Origin of the sequence: Cellulosimicrobium sp. JZ28 (assembly GCF_015327065.1) — a bacterium.
GTDB classification, from domain to species: domain Bacteria; phylum Actinomycetota; class Actinomycetes; order Actinomycetales; family Cellulomonadaceae; genus Cellulosimicrobium; species Cellulosimicrobium funkei.
Map to the genome: position 1 here is coordinate 2,056,800 of NZ_CP017660.1, position 21,020 is coordinate 2,077,819.

At 74.5% G+C, this 21,020-nt stretch carries 21 protein-coding genes and 2 pseudogenes; 12 read left to right on the forward strand and 11 right to left on the reverse strand.

Translation table 11 applies throughout. From position 1 onward, the window contains the following. Nucleotides 1-179: 179 nt before the first annotated feature. From BJP59_RS20305 to BJP59_RS09445, 4 genes and pseudogenes are all read left to right on the forward strand, one after another. Nucleotides 180-995: pseudogene (locus tag BJP59_RS20305) on the forward strand (NAD(P)/FAD-dependent oxidoreductase); the annotation flags it as partial. Between the two features lie 374 nt (nucleotides 996-1,369). After that, a complete protein-coding gene (locus BJP59_RS20310; protein ID WP_336244622.1) occupies nucleotides 1,370-1,855 on the forward strand; it encodes a rhodanese-like domain-containing protein in 486 nt (161 codons plus the stop codon). Further along, nucleotides 1,852-2,211: a rhodanese-like domain-containing protein gene (locus tag BJP59_RS09440; protein ID WP_194522815.1), complete on the forward strand. Its 360-nt coding sequence runs from the start codon at nucleotides 1,852-1,854 to the stop codon at nucleotides 2,209-2,211. Before BJP59_RS20310 ends, BJP59_RS09440 begins: the two co-directional genes overlap by 4 nt. Nucleotides 2,212-2,474: 263 nt before the next feature. Further along, a complete protein-coding gene (locus BJP59_RS09445; protein ID WP_021482683.1) occupies nucleotides 2,475-2,747 on the forward strand; it encodes a metal-sensitive transcriptional regulator in 273 nt (90 codons plus the stop codon). A gap of 75 nt (nucleotides 2,748-2,822) precedes the next feature. On the opposite strand, the gene BJP59_RS09450 is transcribed toward BJP59_RS09445, so the two are convergent. From BJP59_RS09450 to BJP59_RS09475, 6 genes are all read right to left on the reverse strand, one after another. Beyond that, entirely contained in the window at nucleotides 2,823-4,934 is a 2,112-nt protein-coding gene (locus BJP59_RS09450) for an ABC transporter ATP-binding protein (protein ID WP_194522816.1), read from the reverse strand. Then, nucleotides 4,931-6,664, reverse strand: coding sequence for an ABC transporter ATP-binding protein (locus BJP59_RS09455; protein WP_194522817.1), 1,734 nt, complete (start codon nucleotides 6,662-6,664; stop codon nucleotides 4,931-4,933). The genes BJP59_RS09450 and BJP59_RS09455 overlap by 4 nt, the downstream gene beginning before the upstream one ends. 113 nt (nucleotides 6,665-6,777) lie before the next feature. Continuing rightward, nucleotides 6,778-7,527: a TetR/AcrR family transcriptional regulator gene (locus BJP59_RS09460; RefSeq protein WP_228485369.1), complete on the reverse strand. Its 750-nt coding sequence runs from the start codon at nucleotides 7,525-7,527 to the stop codon at nucleotides 6,778-6,780. Between the two features lie 162 nt (nucleotides 7,528-7,689). Further along, nucleotides 7,690-9,018 (reverse strand): SPFH domain-containing protein, encoded by a 1,329-nt coding sequence (locus tag BJP59_RS09465; protein ID WP_086150611.1) that lies wholly within the window; start codon nucleotides 9,016-9,018, stop codon nucleotides 7,690-7,692. Nucleotides 9,019-9,085: 67 nt separating this feature from the next. Continuing rightward, complete coding sequence (locus BJP59_RS09470; RefSeq protein ID WP_306303300.1) at nucleotides 9,086-9,556, reverse strand: NfeD family protein; 471 nt, start codon at nucleotides 9,554-9,556, stop codon at nucleotides 9,086-9,088. A gap of 73 nt (nucleotides 9,557-9,629) precedes the next feature. Then, the gene (locus BJP59_RS09475) at nucleotides 9,630-10,418 is read right to left on the reverse strand and encodes an ABC transporter ATP-binding protein (protein WP_021483599.1); all 789 of its coding nucleotides are present in this window, start codon (nucleotides 10,416-10,418) and stop codon (nucleotides 9,630-9,632) included. 27 nt (nucleotides 10,419-10,445) lie between these two features. On the opposite strand from BJP59_RS09475, the gene BJP59_RS09480 reads away from it, so the two are divergent. Beyond that, nucleotides 10,446-11,282, forward strand: coding sequence for a hypothetical protein (locus BJP59_RS09480; RefSeq protein ID WP_228485370.1), 837 nt, complete (start codon nucleotides 10,446-10,448; stop codon nucleotides 11,280-11,282). Between the two features lie 50 nt (nucleotides 11,283-11,332). On the opposite strand, the gene BJP59_RS09485 is transcribed toward BJP59_RS09480, so the two are convergent. After that, on the reverse strand, nucleotides 11,333-11,815 hold the full coding sequence (locus BJP59_RS09485) for an SRPBCC domain-containing protein (RefSeq protein WP_194522818.1): 483 nt from the start codon (nucleotides 11,813-11,815) through the stop codon (nucleotides 11,333-11,335). After that, nucleotides 11,812-13,023, reverse strand: coding sequence for a glycogen synthase (gene glgA / locus BJP59_RS09490; protein WP_034655639.1), 1,212 nt, complete (start codon nucleotides 13,021-13,023; stop codon nucleotides 11,812-11,814). The genes BJP59_RS09485 and glgA overlap by 4 nt, the downstream gene beginning before the upstream one ends. Before the next feature lie 118 nt (nucleotides 13,024-13,141). On the opposite strand from glgA, the pseudogene glgC reads away from it, so the two are divergent. Both glgC and serB read left to right on the forward strand, forming a co-directional pair. Next, nucleotides 13,142-14,382: pseudogene (gene glgC / locus BJP59_RS09495) on the forward strand (glucose-1-phosphate adenylyltransferase). A gap of 86 nt (nucleotides 14,383-14,468) precedes the next feature. Then, nucleotides 14,469-15,137: a phosphoserine phosphatase SerB gene (gene serB, locus BJP59_RS09500; RefSeq protein WP_255541881.1), complete on the forward strand. Its 669-nt coding sequence runs from the start codon at nucleotides 14,469-14,471 to the stop codon at nucleotides 15,135-15,137. Nucleotides 15,138-15,207: 70 nt separating this feature from the next. On the opposite strand, the gene BJP59_RS09505 is transcribed toward serB, so the two are convergent. The 3 genes from BJP59_RS09505 to fabG form a co-directional block, all read right to left on the reverse strand. Continuing rightward, nucleotides 15,208-15,762, reverse strand: coding sequence for a SixA phosphatase family protein (locus BJP59_RS09505; RefSeq protein ID WP_076404699.1), 555 nt, complete (start codon nucleotides 15,760-15,762; stop codon nucleotides 15,208-15,210). Then, nucleotides 15,759-16,526, reverse strand: a complete 768-nt coding sequence (gene fabI / locus BJP59_RS09510) for an enoyl-ACP reductase FabI (RefSeq protein WP_021483251.1) — start codon at nucleotides 16,524-16,526, stop codon at nucleotides 15,759-15,761. The genes BJP59_RS09505 and fabI overlap by 4 nt, the downstream gene beginning before the upstream one ends. A gap of 122 nt (nucleotides 16,527-16,648) precedes the next feature. Further along, nucleotides 16,649-17,374 (reverse strand): 3-oxoacyl-ACP reductase FabG, encoded by a 726-nt coding sequence (gene fabG / locus BJP59_RS09515; RefSeq protein WP_034655611.1) that lies wholly within the window; start codon nucleotides 17,372-17,374, stop codon nucleotides 16,649-16,651. Between the two features lie 198 nt (nucleotides 17,375-17,572). Between fabG and BJP59_RS09520 the strand changes: the two genes are divergently transcribed. The 5 genes from BJP59_RS09520 to BJP59_RS09540 all read left to right on the forward strand — a co-directional run bounded on the left by BJP59_RS09520 (nucleotide 17,573) and on the right by BJP59_RS09540 (nucleotide 21,015). Beyond that, nucleotides 17,573-17,941 carry a DUF3099 domain-containing protein gene (locus BJP59_RS09520; RefSeq protein WP_074807059.1) on the forward strand — a complete coding sequence of 123 codons (369 nt, stop codon included), beginning with the start codon at nucleotides 17,573-17,575 and terminating at the stop codon, nucleotides 17,939-17,941. After that, a complete protein-coding gene (locus BJP59_RS09525; protein ID WP_076404697.1) occupies nucleotides 17,938-18,186 on the forward strand; it encodes a hypothetical protein in 249 nt (82 codons plus the stop codon). Before BJP59_RS09520 ends, BJP59_RS09525 begins: the two co-directional genes overlap by 4 nt. Continuing rightward, the gene (locus tag BJP59_RS09530) at nucleotides 18,183-19,196 is read left to right on the forward strand and encodes an SURF1 family cytochrome oxidase biogenesis protein (RefSeq protein ID WP_194522819.1); all 1,014 of its coding nucleotides are present in this window, start codon (nucleotides 18,183-18,185) and stop codon (nucleotides 19,194-19,196) included. Before BJP59_RS09525 ends, BJP59_RS09530 begins: the two co-directional genes overlap by 4 nt. Before the next feature lie 119 nt (nucleotides 19,197-19,315). Next, nucleotides 19,316-20,251: an ABC transporter ATP-binding protein gene (locus tag BJP59_RS09535; RefSeq protein WP_194522820.1), complete on the forward strand. Its 936-nt coding sequence runs from the start codon at nucleotides 19,316-19,318 to the stop codon at nucleotides 20,249-20,251. Continuing rightward, the gene (locus tag BJP59_RS09540; RefSeq protein WP_194522821.1) at nucleotides 20,251-21,015 is read left to right on the forward strand and encodes an ABC transporter permease; all 765 of its coding nucleotides are present in this window, start codon (nucleotides 20,251-20,253) and stop codon (nucleotides 21,013-21,015) included. The genes BJP59_RS09535 and BJP59_RS09540 overlap by 1 nt, the downstream gene beginning before the upstream one ends. Nucleotides 21,016-21,020: the final 5 nt, after the last annotated feature.

Below are 21,020 nucleotides of genomic sequence, written 5' to 3' on the forward strand. Positions count from 1 at the left end.
GCGGCCGCGCGGCTCCCGGGGCGTCCCGTGACCGACCTCTCAGCCCGTCGGCTTGCGTCGACCGATACCCCGGGGGGTATCGTCGGAGCATGATCCCCTCGACCCCCGGCTCGACGACCCACCCGTCCGACCCCGACGGCGCCCGCCGCATCGTCGTCGTCGGCGGCGTCGCGGGCGGCATGAGCGCCGCCGCGCGCGCCCGCCGCCTCGACGAGCGCGCGTCGGTCATCGTGCTCGAGCAGTCCGACCACGTCTCGTTCGCGGGCTGCGGCCTGCCGTACCAGGTGGCGGGCGAGATCGCGGAGCGCGACGCCCTCCTTCTGCACACGCCCACCTCGCTCCGCGCGAGCCTCGACCTCGACGTGCGGACGCGCCACCGCGTCACCGCGGTCGACCGCGCGGCGCGCACGGTCACCGTCGCCGCCGAGGACGGCACGTACGAGCTCGGTTACGACGCGCTCCTCCTCGCGCCCGGCGCGACCACCGTCCTCCCGCCCGTCGCGGGCCTCGACCACCCGGCCGTGCACACGCTGCGGACCATGGCAGACCTCGACGCCCTGTCGGCCCGGCTCGCGCAGCTCGAGGCGGAGGTCGCCGCGGGCCGCACGGCCCCGCTGCGGGCCGTCGTCGTCGGCGCGGGCTTCATCGGGCTCGAGGCCGTGGAGGCGCTCGTCGGCCGCGGTCTAACGGTCGACGTCGTCGAGCGCGCCGACCAGGTGCTCCCGCCGCTGGAGCCCGACCTCGCGCCGCTGCTCGCGGACGAGCTCCGCGACCACGGCGTCGGTCTCCACCTCGGGACCTCCGCGAGCGCCGTCGTGCCGCAGCCCGAGGTCGCGGACCACGCCGTCGCGCTCGAGCTCGCGGACGGCACCGTCCTCGACGCCGACGTCGTGCTCGTGAGCGTCGGGGTGCGGCCCGCGAGCGACCTCGCGGCGGCGGCCGGGCTCGCGCTCGGCGAGCGCGGAGCGATCCGCGTCGACGCCGACCAGCGCACGTCCGACCCGCACGTGTGGGCCGTCGGCGACGCCGTCGAGGTCGTGCACGCGGTCACCGGCGCGACAGGCCCCTTCCCGCTCGCCGGCCCGGCCAACCGCCAGGGCCGGCGCGCCGCGGACGCGATGACCGGGCACCGCACCACACCGCAGGCGCCCGTGCTCGGGACGGCGATCGTGCGCGTGTTCGGCCTCACCGCCGCCGTGACCGGGCCGAGCCACGCAACCTTGGCGGCGGCCGGCGTCGTGCACGAGCAGGTCCGCGTCCACGCGGCCCACCACGCGGGCTGGTTCCCCGGCGCCGAGCCGGTCCACGTGACGGCGAGCTTCGCGCCCGACGGCCGCCTGCTCGGCGCGCAGGCCGTGGGCCGCGCGGGGTGGACAAGCGCATCGACGTGCTCGCGACCGCGCTGCGCGCCGGGCTCACGGCCGACGACCTCGCGGAGCTCGAGCTCGCGTACGCCCCGCCCTACGGCGCCGCCAAGGACGTCGTCAACATGCTGGGTTTCGTCGCGCAGAACGTGCTCGACGGCACCATGCCGCAGTGGCACGCGGCCGACCTCGACGAGGTCGTCGCGACCTCCCTCGTGCTCGACGTCCGGTCGCGCGCCGAGCACGCCGGCGGCCACCTCGACGGCGCCCTCAACGTGCCGCACACCGAGCTGCGCGAACGGCTCGACGAGGTGCGCGCCGCCGCGGCGGGGCGCCCCGTCGCCGTGCACTGCGCGAGCGGCGTGCGGTCCTACCTCGCCACCCGTGTCCTGCTCGCCGCCGGGCTCGACGCGCGCAACCTCTCCGGCGGCTGGCTCACCCTGACCACCACGCCGCGCGCCGCGCGCACCCTCGAAGGAGTCCCCGCATGATCGACCGCCTCCGCCGCCTGTTCTCCCGCTCGTCCGACGACGCCGGCGTGCGCCCGACCGTCGACGCCACCACCGCGGTGCAGCTCGTCCGCGACGGCGCGACGCTCCTCGACGTGCGCGAGCGCGACGAGTGGCGCGCCGGGCACGCGCCCCAGGCCGTGCACGTGCCGCTCGCCGACGTCCCGTCGGCCGCGCCGCGGCGCCTGCAGGACGGCGCGACCGTCGTCGTCGTGTGCGCGTCGGGGATGCGCTCGCACACCGCGGCGCGCCAGCTCCGCTCGCTCGGCTACGCCGCGACGAGCCTGTCCGGCGGGCTCGGCGCGTGGCAGGCCGCGGGCGGAGCCGTGCGACGCTGATCCTGCGCCACCACGCACGGGCCGCCCCCGGCCCCGCCGAGCCCCGACCCCCGCACCCCCGATCGACCCCCACACCCGAGGAGACCCACCATGTGCAGTCCCGCCCTGTGCCGCACGTGCGGCAAGACCACCTGGACCGGCTGCGGCATGCACGCCGACGAGGTCATGGCCGAGGTGCCGCCCGAGCAGCGCTGCACCTGCGCCTGACCAGGCACGCCACGACGAGAACCGACAAGAACACCGACGAACGCAGGAGGACGACCGTGGAGCTCGACCCCACCGACATGAGCAAGGTCGCCAACCGGCTCAAGCGCGCCCAGGGCCAGCTCGCGGCCGTCGTGCGCATGCTCGACGAAGGGCGGGACTGCGAGGACGTCGTCACGCAGCTCTCCGCCGTCTCGCGCGCCCTGGACCGGGCCGGGTTCGCGATCATCGCGTCCGGCATGCGCCAGTGCCTCACCGAGCCGACCGAGGACGGCGAGGACCCGACGCTCGACGTGGCGAAGCTCGAGAAGCTCTTCCTCTCGCTCGCCTGAGCGCGACGGCCGGAACGCACGCGGCCCGCACCTCGCCGCACCCCTCGGGGTGGGCGCGGTGCGGGCCGCGGCGTGTCAGCGTCCCGCGGGACCGCCCGCGGGAGCGCCCACGCCCTCCGGGTCCTCCGCCTCGGCGTCGAGCGGCGCCGCGAACTGGCTCTCGTACAGCCGGGCGTAGGCGCCGCCGGCTGCGAGCAGCTCGTCGTGCGACCCCTGCTCGACGATCGAGCCGTGCTCCATGACGAGGATCGTGTCCGCGTCGCGGATCGTCGACAGGCGGTGCGCGATGACGAACGACGTGCGCCCCTCGCGCAGCGCGTTCATCGCCTGCTGCACGAGCACCTCCGTGCGCGTGTCCACGGAGCTCGTCGCCTCGTCGAGCACGAGGATCGCGGGGTCGGCGAGGAACGCGCGCGCGATCGTGAGGAGCTGCTTCTCCCCCGCGCTCACGCTCGAGCCCTCGTCGTCGATCACCGTGGCGTACCCGTCGGGCAGCGTGCGCACGAACGGGTCGACGTGCGTCGCACGCGTCGCGGCGAGGAACGCCTCGTCGTCCACGGTGCGGCCGTCGCGGACGCCGTAGCGCAGGTTCTCCTCGATCGTGCCCTGGAAGAGCCACGTGTCCTGCAGGACCATCCCGATGTCGGAGCGCAGGTCGTCGCGCGTCATGTCCCGCGTGTCCACGCCGTCGAGCGTGATCCGGCCCCCGTCCACGTCGTAGAACCGCATGAGCAGGTTGACGAGCGTCGTCTTGCCCGCGCCCGTCGGCCCGACGATCGCGATCGTCTGCCCCGGCTCCACCACGAGGTCGAGGTGCTCGATGAGCGGGACGTCCGGGTCGTAGGAGAACGAGACGTCCTCGAACGCGACGCGGCCACGCACCGGGTCGACCGTCTTCGCGGGCGACGGGTCCGGCGTCTGCTCCTGTGCGTCGAGCAGGTCGTACACGCGCTCCGCCGACGCGACGCCCGACTGGAGCAGGTTCATCATCGACGCGATCTGGGTGATGGGCTGCGTGAACTGCCGCGAGTACTGGATGAACGCCTGCACGTCGCCGAGGGTCATCGTGCCCGACGCGACCCGCAGGCCGCCCACGACCGCGACGATCACGTAGTTGAGGTTCGCGAGGAAGCCCATCGCGGGCTGGATGGTGCCCGAGATGAACTGCGCGCGGAAGCTCGCGTCGTAGAGCGCCGCGTTCTCCCGCTCGAAGTCGTCGATCGCGGCCTGCTGGTGGCCGTACACCTTGACGAGCGTGTGGCCGGTGTACATCTCCTCGATGTGCGCGTTGAGGCGGCCCGTCGCGGCCCACTGCCGGATGAACTGCGGCTGGGAGCGCTTCGCGATCTGCGCCGTGACCAGGACGGACAGCGGCACGGTGACGAGCGCGACGACCGCGAGCAGCGGCGAGATCCAGAACATCACGCCCAGCACGCCCACCACCGTGAGCACGGACGTCACGAGCTGCGACAGCGTCTGCGTGAGCGTCTGGGAGATGTTGTCGATGTCGTTCGTCACGCGCGAGAGGATCTCGCCGCGCGCGTTGCGGTCGAAGTACGACAGCGGCAGGCGCGCCAGCTTGGCCTGCACCTCGCCCCGCAGCCGGTAGACCGTGCGCTGCACGACGATCGCCGTGATGCGCCCCTGGAGCCAGCCGAAGAGGAACGAGCCGACGTACACGGCGAGCACCCACGCGAGCACGGTCGCGAGCGCGGTGAAGTCGATGCCCTCCCCCGGCACGAGCCCCGGCACGCCGGAGACCAGGTCGGCGACCTGGTCCTGGCCCTGCGCCCGCAGCGCCTCGACGGCCTGCTGCTGGGTGACGCCGGCCGGGAGCTGCGAGCCGACGACGCCCGCGAAGATGATGTTCGTCGCGTTGCCGAGGAGCTTCGGCCCGGCGACCGCGAGCGCCACGGACACCACGCCGAGGATCACGACGGCGACGATCGGCACGCGCTCGGGGCGCAGCGAGGCTACGAACCGGCGCAGGGAGCCCTTGAAGTCGAGCGCCTTCTCCCCGGGGACGCCCATGCCGCCCATGGGGCCGTGCCCGCCGCCACCGCGGGGTCGGCCCGCGAGCCGGGTCGCGGCGACGTCGCGCCCGCCGGCCGCCGCGGGTGCGCCGGTCTCGGGAGCGCCGTCGCCCGACGTCGCGGGCGTGCGCGAGGCGTCCTGCTCGCCGCTCATGCTGCCTCCTCGATCGAGAGCTGGGAGTAGACGATCTCCTGGTACGTCTCGTTGGACTCGAGGAGCTCGGCGTGCGTGCCGCGACCGACGATGCGGCCGTGGTCGAGCACGAGGATCTGGTCGGCCCCCCGGATCGTCGCGACGCGCTGCGCCACGACGATCACGGTCGAGCGCCGCGTGCGGGGCGCGAGCGCCGCGCGCAGGCGGGCGTCCGTCGCGTAGTCGAGCGCGGAGAACGAGTCGTCGAACAGGTAGACCGCCGGGTCGCGCACGATCGCGCGGGCGATCGCGAGCCGCTGGCGCTGCCCGCCCGAGAAGTTCGTGCCGCCCTGCGCGACCGGTGCGTCGAGTCCGCCGTCGAGCGCCTCGACGAAGTCGCGCGCCTGCGCCACCTCGAGGGCCTCCCACATCTGCTCCTCGGTGGCGTCGGGCCGGCCGTAGCGGAGGTTGTCGGCGACCGTCCCGGAGAACAGGTAGGCCTTCTGCGGCACGAGGCCGAGGAGGGAGCCGAGGTCCGCGCCGGTGAGGTTGCGGACGTCCGTCCCGTCGATCCGCACGGCGCCGCCCGTCACGTCGAACAGCCGCGGGACGAGGTTGAGGAGCGTCGTCTTGCCGGAGCCGGTCGAGCCGATGATCGCCGTGGTCCGCCCGGGCTCGGCGACGAACGACACGTCGTGGAGCACGGGCTCCTCGGCCCCCGGGTAGCGGAACTCGACGCCGTCGAGCTCGACGCGGCCCGTCCGCGTGGTGAGGGCGACCGGCCGCTCGGGCTCGACGACCGTCGCGCGGGTCTGCATGACGTCGGTGATGCGCTCCGCGGAGACGGCCGCGCGCGGCACCATCATGAACATCATCGTCGACATCATCACGGCCATGAGGATGTACATGAGGTACGACAGGAACGCGGTGAGCGCGCCGACCTCCATGTCGCCGGCGTCGATCTGGCGCCCGCCGAACCACAGCACCGCGATGCTCGACGCGTTCATGACGAGCATGACGGTCGGGAACATGAGCGCCATGAGCTTGCCCGCCTTGAGCGAGACGTCGAACAGGGCGTCGTTCGCGACGTCGAACCGCTCGGCCTCGCGGCGCTCGCGCACGAACGCCCGGATGACGCGGATGCCGGTGATCTGCTCGCGCAGCACGGCGTTGATGCCGTCGATCTTCTTCTGCATCTGCCGGAAGTAGGGCACCATCCGCCAGATGATGAGCCCGACGCTCACCCCGAGGACGGGCACGATGACGAGCAGCAGGCCGGAGAGCTCGACGTTCTCCTGCAGCGCCATGACGACGCCGCCGACCAGCATGATCGGCGCCATGACCATGATGGTCAGCGAGAGCAGCACGAGCATCTGCACCTGCTGCACGTCGTTCGTCGTGCGGGTGATGAGGGACGGCGCCCCGAACTGGCCCATCTCCTGGGCCGAGAAGCGCTGCACGTTGGTGAACAGCCCGGCGCGCACGTCGCGGCCGAACGACATGGCGACCCGCGCGCCGAAGTAGACGGCCGCGACCGCGCACACGACCTGGCCCAGGCTCACGAGGAGCATGAGGCCGCCGGTCCGCATGATGTAGGCGGTGTCGCCCTGCGTGACGCCCTGGTCGATGATGTCGGCGTTGAGGCTCGGCAGGTAGAGCGACGCGAGCGTCGCGAGGAGCTGGAGCACGAGGAGGACGACGATCGGCGTCCGGTAGGGACGCAGTCGCGTCCGCAAGAGGCTGACGAGCATGGGCTTCCTGTCCGGGTGGGGGCTGCGGGACGAGGGCGCGAGCCGCGGGTCGCGGGTGCGCGGGGCGGGCGGCACCGGGCGAGAGTGCGCGCGCGTCGTGGACGGGCCGCCGGTCAGGGCGACGGGTCGGTCGTGACGTCCGCCCCGATGCCGCCGAGGATGAGGTCGGCGAGCTGCACGGCGTCGAGCCTGTCACCGCCCGAGAGGTGCGGCAAGGCGTTTCCGAAGACGAGCGAGAACAGCGCCCGCGCGGCCAGCGCCGGGTCCACGCGCAGCTGCGTCCGGTGCGCCGCGAGCTTGCTCTCGATCGCCGCGACGATCTCGCGCGCCGAGCGCTCCCGGGCGTCGAACCCGGCCCGACGGGCGTCCCGGCCGTCCCCGGCCCGCATCCGGCGCACGGCCTCGGCGCGGTCCGCCGTCGCGCGGTGCGGGTCGAGCACCTGGTGCGCCGCGGCGAAGATGCGCATCCCGACGCGCTGCGCCTCGAGCAGGAACTCGACGATGCTCACGACGAGCGGGCGCAGCCCGTCGTCCTCCGGGAGCGTGCCGATCGCGGCGACGGCGGGCGCCGGGTCGAGCGAGCGCACGACCGCGGCGTGCAGGATCTCGTCCTTGTCCGCGAACGCGCGGAACAGCGTGCCCTCCGCGACGCCCGCGGCGTCGGCGATCTGGCGCGTCGTCACGGCGGCGCCGTGCTGGACGAGCAGCGGGATCGTCGCGGCGGCGATCGCGTCGCGGCGCTCCTCGCGCGAGAGCGGCCGTGCGCGCGTGCGCTCCGGAGCGGACGCCTCGGACCGCGCGCCCGAGGGCGCGTCGAGAGGAGCTTCGGGCGGGGCGTCGGAAGGCACGGAGACGGGAACCACGCCTCGACGGTAACTGAGTGAGCACTCACTCTCAAGGTCGTCCGCTCCCGGCGAACCTCCCGCGGCCGGCACGACGACGCCCCCGCACCCGGGTGGGTGCAGGGGCGTCGTTGTACGTGGCCGGGACCACCGCGGCCGCTCGGGCTGCGCGGTGGCGCCCCGTCAGTGCCGCGGCGAGAAGGACGGCGGCCCGCCGGCGGGCGGCTCGTCGCGCGGGGGCTCGTCCGTGGTCGGCGCGTCCTCGACGATCGGCTGCGGGGGCGGCGGCGCGTACTGCGACGGCCCGCCCAGCGGACGCGGCGTGGCGGTCCCGGGCTCCGGCGCGGCAGCGTGGTGCTCGCCGGGGCCGCCCGGGTGCTGGCCCCGCTCGGTCTGCGGGTCGAACGGCAGGCCCGACCGCGTGCCCGAGCTCGTCGCGTCCGCCGTCGCGGCCTCCGCCTGACGCCGCGCCTCGGCCAGGGCCTCGGCAGGGTCGGTCAGCGACGGGACGCCAAACTTCACACGGTCACGGTCGCGCTCGCGACGCGCCTCGGCGCTCGCCTCGGCCGCCTCCGCGTCCTCGGCAGGGCCCCCGCTCGGCACTCCCCCGCCGTCGATCCCCGGCACGCCGCCGAACCCCTTGGCGATCGAGCCGAGCGCCGCCGTGAACTCCGTCGGCACGACCCACAGCTTGCTCGCCGTGCCGTTCGCGATCTGCGGGAGCATCTGGAGGTACTGGTAGGCGAGCAGCTTCGGGTCCGCGTCGCCCTCGTGGATGGCGTCGAAGACCTGGAGGATCGCGCGCGCCTCGCCCTCGGCCCGGAGGATCTGGGACTGCGCGTCACCCTCGGCCCGGAGGATCGCCGCCTGCTTCTCACCCTCGGCCGTGAGGATCTGCGACTGCTTGACACCCTCCGCGGTGAGGATCGCGGCGCGGCGGTCACGCTCGGCGCGCATCTGCTGCTCCATCGAGCCCTGCACGCTGGGCGGCGGGTCGATCGACTTGAGCTCGACGCGGTTCACGCGGATGCCCCAGCGACCGGTCGCCTCGTCGAGGACGCCGCGGAGCTGACCGTTGATCTGGTCGCGGCTCGTGAGCGTCTGCTCGAGGTCCATCGAGCCGATGACGTTGCGCAGGGTCGTGACGGTGAGCTGCTCGATCGCGGTGATGTAGTTCGCGATCTCGTAGACCGCGGACTTCGGCTCGGTGACCTGGAAGTAGATCACCGTGTCGATGCTCACCACGAGGTTGTCGGACGTGATGACCGGCTGCGGCGGGAACGACACGACCTGCTCGCGCAGGTCCACGGACGCGCGGACGCGGTCGATGAACGGCACCAGCAGGTGCAGGCCCGGCTCGAGCGTGCGCGAGTACCGGCCCAGGCGCTCGACGATGATCGCGACCGCCTGCGGCACGATGCGCACCGCCTTGACGAGCGCGACGATCACGAAGATCAGGATCAGCGCGAGGACGACGTACGCGAGGATCGTTCCGGGACTGGGGTCGTTCATCGACTGCCTCCTGGTCGTCGGTCGCGCGACCGGTCGCCCGGCGGCGCGGTGCGGGTGTGCCGGCTGGTCACGACCCGGTGGGGTGCTGGGCGGGCAGCGGCGCGACGACGGCCGTCGCGCCGTCGATCCGGACGACGCGCACCTCCGTGCCCACGGGGATCTGCGGCGCGTCGGGCTCGGTCCGCGCGGTCCAGACCTCGCCGACGAGCTTCACGCGGCCGCCGAACTCGCTCACGCGGTCGACGGCGAGCGCCGTGCGGCCGACGTGCGCCGCGACGTTCGTCTCCGTGAGCGGGACGCGCGAGCGCAGGTGCCGCAGGAGCCACGGGCGCAGCGTGAGGAGCAGGATGACGCTCACGACCGCGAACGCGACGATCTGGAGCCAGAGCGGCCCGCCGGCGGCGTTGACGCCGGCGGCGGCGAGCGATCCCCCGGCGAGCATGATGAGCACGAGGTCGAGCGAGATGATCTCCACGAGACCGAGGAGCAGTGCCGCTCCGACCCACCACAGCCAGTCCATCTCGACCCCCGTTCCCACGTGCGCGCTTTACGTGTACTTTACCGAATTTCCGCCCGCCGTGCACGGCCCAGGCGCCGGCCGCGCGCGAAAGTCACGCCCGCGCGGCGCGCGCCATCCACCGGCCGCCCCCGTGCGCGACGAGCAGCGGCACGCCGAACGCGTCGCTGAGGTTCTCCGCGGTGAGCACCTCGCGGATCGGGCCGGCGGTGTGCACGACGCCGTCCTTGAGCAGCAGGACGTGCGTGAAGCCCGGCGGGATCTCCTCGACGTGGTGCGTGACGAGCACGAGGACCGGCGACGCCGGGTCTCCGGCGAGCTCCGCGAGCGCGCCCACGAGCTCCTCGCGGCCCCCGAGGTCGAGGCCCGCGGCGGGCTCGTCGAGCAGCAGGAGCTCCGGGTCCGTCATGAGGGCGCGCGCGATCTGCGTGCGCTTGCGCTCCCCCTCGGACAGCGTGCCGAAGGTGCGGTCCGCGAGGTGGTCGACGCCGAACGCGGCGAGCAGGTCGTCCGCGCGCTGCGCGTCGAACTCCTCGTACTCCTCGCGCCACCGGCCCGTGACGCCGTAGGCGGCGGTGAGCACGACGTCGCGCACGGTCTCGTCGCCGGGGATGCGGTCGGCCAGGGCCGCGGACGCGAGCCCGACGCGCGGGCGCAGCTCGAACACGTCGACGCGGCCGAGCCGCTCGCCGAGGACGTCGGCCGTGCCGGCCGTGGGGTGCATGCGCGCGGACGCGATCTGCAGGAGCGTCGTCTTGCCGGCGCCGTTGCGGCCCAGCACGACCCACCGCTCGCCCTCGTTCACCTGCCAGTCCACCGCGTCGAGGATGGTCTTGGGGTGGCGTCGGACGGTGACGCCCTTCAGGTCGAGAACCGCGCTCATGGTCACCGACCCTATAGGTTGGCCGTCGTGGTCTCACACTCGTCCGGGGGTCCGCACGACGCCCCGCAGCCCGCCCCGGGCCCCGGCTCCGCGTCGAGCGCGGGCGCCCTGCCCCGCAGCGCCCTGCTCGCGCTCTGGCTGCGCGCCGCGCGCCTCGGCGACGACGACGGGACGGCCCGCCTCGTGCGCGCCGTGGAGCGCGACGACGAGCCGCACGTGGTGTCCGGGGCGCTCGGCGACGTCCGGCTCGCGGACCTCGCGGGCGCGTGGGCCGGCGACGCGCGCGAGGTCGTCGCTCTCGCACCTGTCCCCGGCGACGTGTCGGGCGTCCCGCCCGAGGCCGCCGCACGCGCGACGGACGCGGGCGAGTGCGTCGTGGTCACGACGTCGTCCGGGTCGTGGGCACTCGTGCCCGAGGTCACGGAGTTCGGCAGCGACCTGGAGCCGGGCCACCTCGTCACGTGGCACGTCACGCAGGTCGGGCCGTGGAGCGCCCGCGTGCTCGGCGCGGTCGGGTCGCTCCCCGAGGCGGAGCGCGACCTGCGCACGGCGCTGCTGCTGGCCACGCGCGCCCTCGACGAGCTCGACGTCGCCCGGTGGCGCGACGACGCCGCGGGCGCCATCGCCGACCTGCGCGCGGGCGGCGCCCCGACCTGGCAGCTCCCGCCCGGCGTCCCGCCGCGCGCCGTCCAGGTCCTCGTGCAGGCCGTGCGCCTGCGCGCGATCGTCGACCTCGCGACCGCCGACGACGGCGGGGCCGTCAACCTCTGGCAGGCCGACCAGCGCTCGACCGCGCTGCGCGAGGTCGACCGCGCGTCCCGCCACGCCGTGGGCGCCGCCACGTTCTGGACCGCCACGGCCTGACCCGGACCGCGGACCGCCACCGCCTGGCCCGGTCCGCGCGGCGTCGGCCGTCAGGCGCGCGACGTCACGTACGCGTCGAGGTGGGCGAGCGAGGAGGCCATCCCGGCGGCGTGGTCCGCCGGGGAGATGCCCGGCGGCACGCCCGTCGCGCGGACCGTGACGCGCGCGCCGTCCCCGACCGGCTCGACGGTCCACGTCATCGTCATGGTCCCGGCGAACGCCGGGTCGTCCGCGGCGAAGGCGACCTGCTGCACGACGCTCCGGCCCGGGACGAGGTCGAGGATCGCGACGTCGACGACGTCGGTCCCCTCGCCCGTCTTCCCGGGGTCGGCCTGCGGGTCGTCGTAGGCGAGGACCATGCGGTAGCCGCCGCCGGGGCGCAGGTCGAAGCGCTCGAAGCTCCCCGTCATGCCGTCGGGCGGGAGCCAGGCCGCGAGCGCGTCCTGGTCGACGAGCGCGCGGTACACGGCGCGGGGCGCGGCGGCGACGAGGCGCGACGCCTCGTCGACCCGGCCGCTCCCCGCGGTGCTCACGACTGCCCCAGCACCGTCCGGTAGACCTCGAGCGTGCGCTCGCCGATCGCGTCCCACGCGAAGTGGTCCTCGACGCGCTGCCGCGCCGCGCGGCCCATCGCGGCGGCCCGCTCGGGGTCGCTCACGACCTGCGTGAGCGCGGCGGCGAGGTCGGCGACGAAGCGGTCGGGGTCGAGCGGCGTGCCCGTGCCGTCGTCCGCCTGGTCGATCGGCACGAGGAGGCCGGTGACGCCGTCGTCCACGACCTCGGGGATGCCGCCCGTGGCGGTCCCGACGACGGGCAGCCCGACCGCCATCGCCTCGAGGTTGACGATGCCGAGCGGCTCGTACACGGACGGGCAGACGAAGACGGTCGACGCGGCGAGCACCGCGACGAGCTCGGCGCGCGGCAGCATCTGCTCGATCCAGACGACCCCGCTGCGCTCGGCCTGCAGCTCGGCGACGGCGCCGCTCACCTCCGCGGCGATCTCCGGGGTGTCCGGGGCGCCCGCGCACAGGACGAGCTGGACGTCGTCGGGCAGCGAGCGCGCGGCCCGCAGCAGGTACGGCAGCCCCTTCTGGCGCGTGATCCGCCCGACGAACACCACGGCGGGTCGCCCGGGGTCGATCCCCAGGTCGCGCACGACGCGGTCGGCGACGTCCTGCTGCACGCCCGGCTCGGGGCGGCGCCAGCCGTCGAGGTCGATCCCGTTGTGCACGACGTGCACCTTCGCCGGGTCGACCTGCGGGTAGACGCGCAGGATGTCGTCGCGCATCCCGCCGGAGACCGCGACGATCCCCGCCGCGCCCTCGTAGGCGGTGCGCTCCGCCCACGACGACAGCGCGTACCCGCCGCCGAGCTGCTCCGCCTTCCACGGCCGCAGCGGCTCGAGCGAGTGCGCGGACAGCACGTGCGGGACGCCGTGCAGCAGCCCCGCGAGGTGGCCCCCGAGGTTCGCGTACCAGGTGTGCGAGTGCACGAGGTCGGCGCCCGCGACGTCGTCGGCCATCTGCAGGTCGACGCCGAACGTGCCGAGCGCGGCGTTCGCCCCGGACAGGACGCCGGGCACGGAGTACCCGGTCACGCCGTCGTCGCCGCGCGGGCCGTCGAAGCAGCGCACGCGCACGTCGACGTGGCGCCGCAGCACCGCGGACAGCTCGGCGACGTGCACGCCGGCCCCGCCGTAGACGTGCGGCGGGTACTCACGGGTCAGGAGGTCGACTCTCACGCGCCACACCGTAGCCGAGTCGCCCGCCGCGGACCCCCGGTGGGCGGGGCCGACGCGACCCGCGCCCAGGATGCGGGTCCTGCTGCGTGGTCCCGCCCCGAGGGGCTACCGTCTGGGCATGGCCGCCGCACCCCGAGTCCTCGCCATCGTCCTCGCCGGGGGCGAGGGCAAGCGCCTCATGCCGCTCACCGCCTCGCGGGCCAAGCCCGCGGTGCCGTTCGGGGCATCTACCGCCTGGTCGACTTCGCGCTGTCCAACCTCGTGAACTCGCACTACCTGCACATCATCGTGCTCACGCAGTACAAGTCGCACAGCCTCGACCGGCACATCACGAAGACGTGGCGCATGTCGTCGCTGCTCGGCAACTACGTCGCGCCGGTGCCCGCGCAGCAGCGCGTCGGCAAGCACTGGTACCTCGGCAGCGCGGACGCGATCTACCAGTGCCTCAACATCATCGACGACGAGCGTCCGGACATCGTCGTGGTCGTGGGCGCGGACCACGTGTACCGCATGGACTTCTCCCAGATGGTCGACGCGCACGTCGAGTCGGGCGCGCAGCTCACCGTCGCGGGCATCCGCCAGCCGATCTCGATGGCGGACCAGTTCGGCGTCATCGAGACCGATCCGAAGGACCCGACGAAGATCGCCGCGTTCCGCGAGAAGCCGTCGGACCCGGTGGGCCTCGCCGACTCCCCGGACGAGGTGCTCGCCTCGATGGGCAACTACGTCATCGACACCGACGCGCTGATCGAGGCCGTCACGTCCGACGCCGCGAACGCGGACTCCCGCCACGACATGGGCGGCGACATCGTGCCCGCCTTCGTCGAGAAGGGCACCGCGGCGGTCTACGACTTCATCCGCAACGACGTGCCGGGCTCGACCGACCGCGACCGCGACTACTGGCGCGACGTGGGGACGATCGACTCGTACTACGACGCGAACAAGGACCTCATCGCCGTCACGCCGGTCTTCAACCTCTACAACGAGGAGTGGCCGCTGCACACCGGCTACACCGGTCTGCCGCCCGCGAAGTTCGTGCACGCGGGCCGCGGCCGCCTGGGCCACGCCGCGGACTCGATCGTCTCCCCCGGCGTGATCATCTCGGGCGCGACGGCGGTCGGCTCCGTCCTGTCGCCCGGCACCTACCTGCACTCGTGGTCGTCCGTCTCGGACTCCGTGCTCATGGACGGCGTGCAGGTGCACCGCCACGCGCAGGTGCACCGCGCGATCATCGACAAGAACGTCGTCGTCGGGGAGCAGGCCCGCATCGGCCTCGACCCGGAGCAGGACCGCGCCCGCGGCTTCACGGTCACCGAGTCCGGGATCACGGTCGTCCCCAAGGGGACGGTCGTCGAGTGACGCCTTCCCCGACCGGCGTCGTGCACGTGCCCGACGCCGCGCCGAGCCCTGCCCCGCCCGCGACCGCCAGCCCGAGGAGCCCTCGCGTGACCCCCGACCCGCCGAGCGCCCCCGTGCGGCTCCTCGTCATGGACGTCGACTCGACGCTCATCGAGCAGGAGGTCATCGAGCTCCTCGCCGACCACGCCGGCACGCGCGGGGAGGTCGCGGCGGTGACCGAGCGCGCGATGCGCGGCGAGATCGACTTCGGCGCCTCGCTGCGCGAGCGCGTCGCGACCCTCGCGGGCGTGCCCGTCGAGGCGTTCGACGACGTCCGCGAGCGCGCGACCTTCACCCCCGGCGTCCGTGAGCTCGTGGCCGAGGCCCGACGCCGCGGCTGGGAGGTCGCGCTCGTCTCGGGCGGCTTCGAGGAGGTCGTGGCGGGTCTCGCGGCCGAGCTCGGCATCACGCGCTTCCGCGCGAACCGGCTCGAGGTGTCCGGCGGGCGGCTCACGGGCCGCACGACCGGGCCGGTGGTCGACCGGGCGGCGAAGGAGGCCGCGCTGCGCGAGTTCGCGGCCGAGCTCGACCTGCCCATGAGCGCGACGATCGCCGTGGGCGACGGCGCGAACGACCTCGACATGATCGGCGCCGCGGGCGTCGGCATCGCCTTCGCGGCCAAGCCCGTCGTGCGCGAGCAGGCACCCTACGGCGTCGACGGACCCCGTCTCGACGCGGTGCTCGCGGTCGTCGACCAGGTCGACGCCGCGCGCTGACCCCGGACGCACGAGAGCCCTGGCACCGTGGGGTGCCAGGGCTCCGTCGTGCGGGTGCGCCGGGACCGGGTCAGGACGGGCGGCCCACGTAGGTCAGCAGGGCGGCCTGCGGCTCCCACGCGTCCCACGACGCCCCGGACTCCAGCACCGAGTACGTCGCGGTCGGCACGCCGACACGCACCTGGGCGAGCGCGCCGCCGTCGGACGCCGGGTCCGCCAGGTACGACGCGGTGGCCGCCATCGTGGGCTCGTGCCCGACGACGAGCAGCGTGCGGACCCGCGGGTCCGTGGTCCGCAGGAGGTCCAGGACGTCGGCGACGTCGGCCGCGTAGAGACCGTCGCTCACGAGCACGTCGGGCGCGACGTCGCCCAGGTGCGCCGACAGGAGCTCCCACGTCTGACGCGTGCGCAGCGCCGAGGAGCACAGCACGCGCTCGGGGACGAGCCCCGTCTCGCGCAGCGCCGCGCCGACGCGCACCGCCTGCCGGCGCCCGTTCAGCGCGAGGGGGCGCAGCACGTCGTCGACGCTCCCGCCGCCGGGCTCGGCCTTCGCGTGGCGCAGCAGGACGAGGCGGCGCGTGCCGCCGTCGGGGGTCTGCGCGCCGTTGCGCTCCTCCGCGGTCACTGCCCCATGGCGTGCACGCCGCCGTCGACGTGCACGATCTCGCCGGTCGTCGCCGGGAACCAGTCGGACAGGAGCGCGACGACCGCGCGCGCGGCGGGCTCCGCCGTCGTCTGGTCCCAGCCGAGGGGCGCCCGGTTCGGCCAGGCGTCCTCCATCTGCGCGAAGCCCGGGATGGACTTCGCCGCCGTGGTGCGGATCGGGCCCGCGGAGACCAGGTTGGCCCGGATGCCGTCGGGGCCGAGGTCGCGCGCGAGGTAGCGGTTCGCGGACTCGAGGCCCGCCTTCGCGACGCCCATCCAGTCGTAGACCGGCCAGGCGAACTGCGCGTCGAACGTGAGGCCGACGACGGCGCCGCCGTCGGTCATGAGCGGCTTCGCCGCGACCGCGAGCGACTTGTAGGAGAACGTCGAGACCTGGAGCGCGGTCGCCACGTCCTCCCAGGTGCCGGAGAGGAAGTTGCCGCCCATGACGCTCTGCGGCGCGAAGCCGATGGAGTGCACGACGCCGTCGAGGCGGTCCGTGTGCTCGCGCACCGCGTCCGCGAGACCGGCGAGGTCGTCGTCGTTCGTGACGTCGAGCTGCACGACGGGCGCCTCGACCGGCAGGCGCTTCGCGAAGGCCTGCGTGAGCTTCATCTGGCGGCCGAACGAGGAGAGCACGACCTCGGCACCCTCCTCCTGCGCGAGCCGCGCCGCGTGGAACGCGATCGAGGAGTCGGTGAGCACTCCCGTGACGAGGAGCTTCTTGCCGTCGAGCAGACCCATCGGTTTCCTTCCGTCGTGCGCCCGCTGTGGGCGCGCTGAGGCGAGCGTACTGAAAGAGAGGCGGGGCGGGCGCGTCGGTGACGGCTCCGCGGGACGAGCGCGCGAGGCGCCGCGGGGTGCGGTCAGTGGCCCATGCCGAGGCCGCCGTCGACGGGGATCACGGCCCCCGAGACGTACGCCGCGTCGTCGGACGCGAGGAACTGCACGACCCCGGCGACCTCGTCCGCCTGGGCGAACCGGCCCGCGGGGATGGCGGACTTGTACGCGGCCTGGCGCTCCTCGGGGAGCTCGGCGGTCATCGCGGTGTCGATGAACCCGGGCGCCACGACGTTCGCCGTGATGTTGCGCGACCCGAGCTCGCGCGTGATCGAGCGCGCCATGCCCACGAGCGCGGCCTTCGAGGCGGCGTAGTTGACCTGGCCCGCGCCGCCGTAGAGGCCGATCACGGACGACACGAGCACGATGCGCCCGCGGCGCAGCCGGATCATGCCCTTCGTCACCCGGCGCACGCAGCGGAACGTGCCCGTGAGGTTGACGTCGATCACGGACTCGAAGTCCTCGTCGGTCATCCGCAGCAGGAGCTGGTCGTGCGTGACGCCCGCGTTCGCGACGAGCACCTCGACCGGGCCGAGCTCCTTCTCGATCTCGGAGAACGCGGCGTCGACGGCGGCGGTGTCGGTGATGTCCGCCACGGCGCCGAAGACGCCCTCGGGCAGGTCACCGCCGCGGTAGACGGTCGCGACGCGGTCGCCGTTCGCGACGAAGCGCTCGGCGATGGCACGGCCGATGCCCCGGTTCGCGCCGGTGACGACGACGGTGCGCGGGGCGGGGGCGGTGGCTTCGGACACGTGCGGCTCCTCGGGACGGTCGGGTGGGTCGGCGGCCGGGGACGGGTCCCGCACGGCCGGTGCCGGGTGGGCCCTGCCGGGCCCGGCGCGACGGCGCCGCACCGACCGTACCGTGCGCGGGCCCCGCGGTGCGCGGTGCGCCCAGGTCACACCGCTCCCCCACACTTTGTGGGGTCCCGACAAACGTAGACTGGACGGGTGACCACACGACGCGCCGCCCGGAGGTCGGCCGAGGCGGTCCCGAGCATCACCGCCGCACCGGAACCGCTCGCCGCGGACCAGGCGCGCCGGGAGCGCAAGTACCTGATCCAGATGGGCATCCGCCTCGTGTGCATCTTTGGCGCCATCCTGGCGCAGGGCAGCTGGGTGACCTGGGTCCTCGCCGTCGGTGCGGTCGTGCTGCCGTACAGCGCGGTGCTCGTCGCCAACGCGGGCCGCGACCAGGCGCACTACGACACCTCCCCCATGGAGCACCGCGCGCTGCCCACGGCGGGTGCGCCCGGGAGCCACGGCATCGCGGGCGCCGAGCCCCGCGAGCCGCACGACGACGAGGAGGACCGCCGGTGACCGACGTCCTGGGCCTCGCCGACCCTGTCGGCGAGGACGAGCTGGTGTGCAGCGCCAAGGGCTGCCGCGAGGCCGCCGCGTGGGGCCTGCTGTGGAACAACCCCAAGATCCACACGCCCGAGCGGCGCAAGGTGTGGCTCGCGTGCGACGCGCACCGGGAGCACCTGGAGACGTTCCTCGGCGCCCGCTCGTTCTGGCGCTCGACGGTGCCGGTCGACGAGCTCGAGCGCCGGGCGGCCCCGTGACGCAGGCCGCACCACCGCAGGTCCCCGCGGGCCCGACGCCGCAGCGCGCCACCGCGGACGCCCACCAGCCGCGTACCCCGCGCCAGTGGGCGACGCTCGCGGTCGGGGTCCTCGTCCTCGTCGCGCTGTGCCTCGTCGCGGGCCGCTGGCAGTGGAACCGCTACGTCTCGCGCGACGCCGAGATCGAGCGCATCGAGGCGAACTACACGTCGGACCCGGTCCCGGTGGACGACGTGCTGCCCGCCCCGGGCGCCGGGCTCGACGAGGCCGACCTCTGGCGGCCGGTGACCCTCGAGGGCCGCTACGAGACGGACGCCACGGTCCTGCTGCGCAACCGCCCGGTGGGCGGCAGCGCCGGCTTCCACGTGCTCGTCCCGTTCGTGACGAACCCCACGCCGTCCGCCCCGGACGGGCTCGTCGTCGTGGTGGACCGCGGGTTCGTGCCGCTGGGGACCGACGCCGTCACCCCCGGGGACGTGCCCCCGCCCCCCGCGGGCGACGTCGAGGCGACCGTGACGCTGCGCGGCGACGAGCCGCCGTCGGGCCGGGACGCGCCCGCGGGACAGGTACAGGCCATCGCGACGGACCAGGTCCTCGCCGCCGGCCCGGACGGCGGCGGCTGGGCCGAGGGCCGCACGGTCGGCGCCTACGGGCAGCTGCGCACCGAGGTGCCGCCCGCGGCGCAGACCCTGGAGGCGCTGCCGAAGCCGGACACCGACCCCGGCTCGCACCTGTCGTACGCGTTCCAGTGGGCGGTGTTCGCCCTGGGCGCCGTCGCCGGCTTCTGGCTCCTCGTGCGCCGCGACCGGCGCGACGCGCGCGGGGAGGAGACGACGCTCACCGCCGGCGACCTCCTCGCGGCCCAGGACCCGGACGCCGCGCGGGCCCGGCGGGAGCCGCGCTCACGCCGTCCGAGCGCCGAGGACGAGGAGGACGCCCTCATCGACGCGCAGCTCGGCGCCGCACCAGGTGCCGCGAGCGAGCCCGCGAGCGAGCGCCCGCCGCGCTAGGTCGCGCTCGCCTCGTCCGCACGACAGCCCGGGTCCACCGAACGGTGGAGGCGCGGGTCCACCCGAGCAGCGACGCGACGGTCGATCCCCGGGCCGACGCGCGTCCCTAGCCTCGCAGCATGACCGCACTGGAAGTCCGTCATCTGCACAAGCGCTACGGACGGCACGTCGCCGTCGACGACGTCTCGTTCTCCGTCGACGAGGGAGAGATCTTCGGCATCATCGGGCCCAACGGTGCCGGCAAGACGACGACCGTCGAGAGCATCGCCGGGCTCCGGAGGCCCGACTCCGGCTCGGTCTCGGTGCTGGGGCTCGACCCGGTCGCGGACCGGGCCGAGGTGCGTCGGCGGCTCGGCGTCCAGCTGCAGGAGAGCAGCTTCCCCGACGCGATCACGGTCGCCGAGGCCCTGGACCTCTACGCCTCCTTCTACCGGGACCCCGCCGACCCGCGCGAGCTGGTCGAGCTCCTCGACCTCGGCGACCAGCGCGGCAACCGGTACAAGGCCTTGTCCGGCGGGCAGAAGCAGCGGCTGTCGATCGCGCTCGCCCTGGTCGGCAACCCGAGGATCGCGATCCTCGACGAGCTCACGACCGGGCTCGACCCGCAGGCACGCCGCGACACGTGGAGCGTGGTCGAGCGGGTCCGTGACCGCGGCGTCACGGTCGTCCTCGTCACGCACTTCATGGACGAGGCGGAGCGCCTCGGCGACCGGATCGCCGTCATCAGCGACGGCAGGGTGGCGGCCGTGGACACGCCCGCAGGCCTGGTCGCGCGGGTCGACGCGCCGCAGCAGGTCCGCTTCCGCCTGCGCCAGCGCCTCGACGCGAGCGTCCTGACGGTGCTGCCCGACGTGACGGGGGTGGACGTCGTGGGCGACCGCTGGAGGGTCACCGGGCGGGGGCAGGTCCTGAGCAGCGTCGCGGGGGCCCTCGCCCGGGCGCAGGTCGTCGCGGAGGACCTCCGGGTCGACCGACGCAACCTCGACGACGCGTTCCTGGCGCTCACGGGACGTGCGCCGCGCTCCGTGGACGCCTCCGAGAGGAAGGCCGGCTGATGGGCGCTCTGCGCAGGACGGTGTCCGTAGAGACGAGGCTCTTCCTCCGCGACCCGACCACCGTCGTCTTCGGCGTGCTGTTCCCGACAGCCCTCCTGCTCGGCCTGGGCGCGGTCCCCGCGCTCCGCGAGCCGACGCCGGAGTCCGGCGGGCTGCGCGCGATCGACGTCTGGGCACCGACCGCGCTGGTGTTCGGGATGGTGATGATCGCCGTCCAACACGTCCCGGCGGTGGTCGCGACGTACCGCGAGCGCGGCATCCTGCGCAGGCTGTCGACCACTCCCCTGCCGCCGCAGCGCGTCCTGCTCGCACAGATGCTCGTCGCGTCCGCGTCGGTGGTCGTCTCGGCCGTGCTGCTCGTCCTCGCTGCCTGGGTGGTGCTCGACGTCGCACCGCCCGAGCGGCCGCTGGAGTTCGTCGTGGCCTTCGTCGTCGGCTACGCGGCGCTGCTCGGGGTCGGCCTGGTCTCCGCGGCCGTGGTCCGCACGAGCAGCGCGGCCAACCAGGTCGGCACGGTCCTGTTCGTCGCGCTCATGTTCTTCGGCGGGGCCTTCCTGCCCCGCGCCGTCATGCCCGACGCGCTGCGCGCCGTCGGCGAGCACGTGCCGCCCGGGCTGCAGGCCCTCACCTCGGCCTGGTCCGCCGAGGCGGGCCAGGTCACCGCGACCAGCGCCGGGCAGCCCTTCTGGCTGCAGGTTGCCATAATGGCGGGCATCGCGGTCGTCGCGAGCGCGGTCGCCGCGAAGCTCTTCCGCTGGGAGTAGGGGTC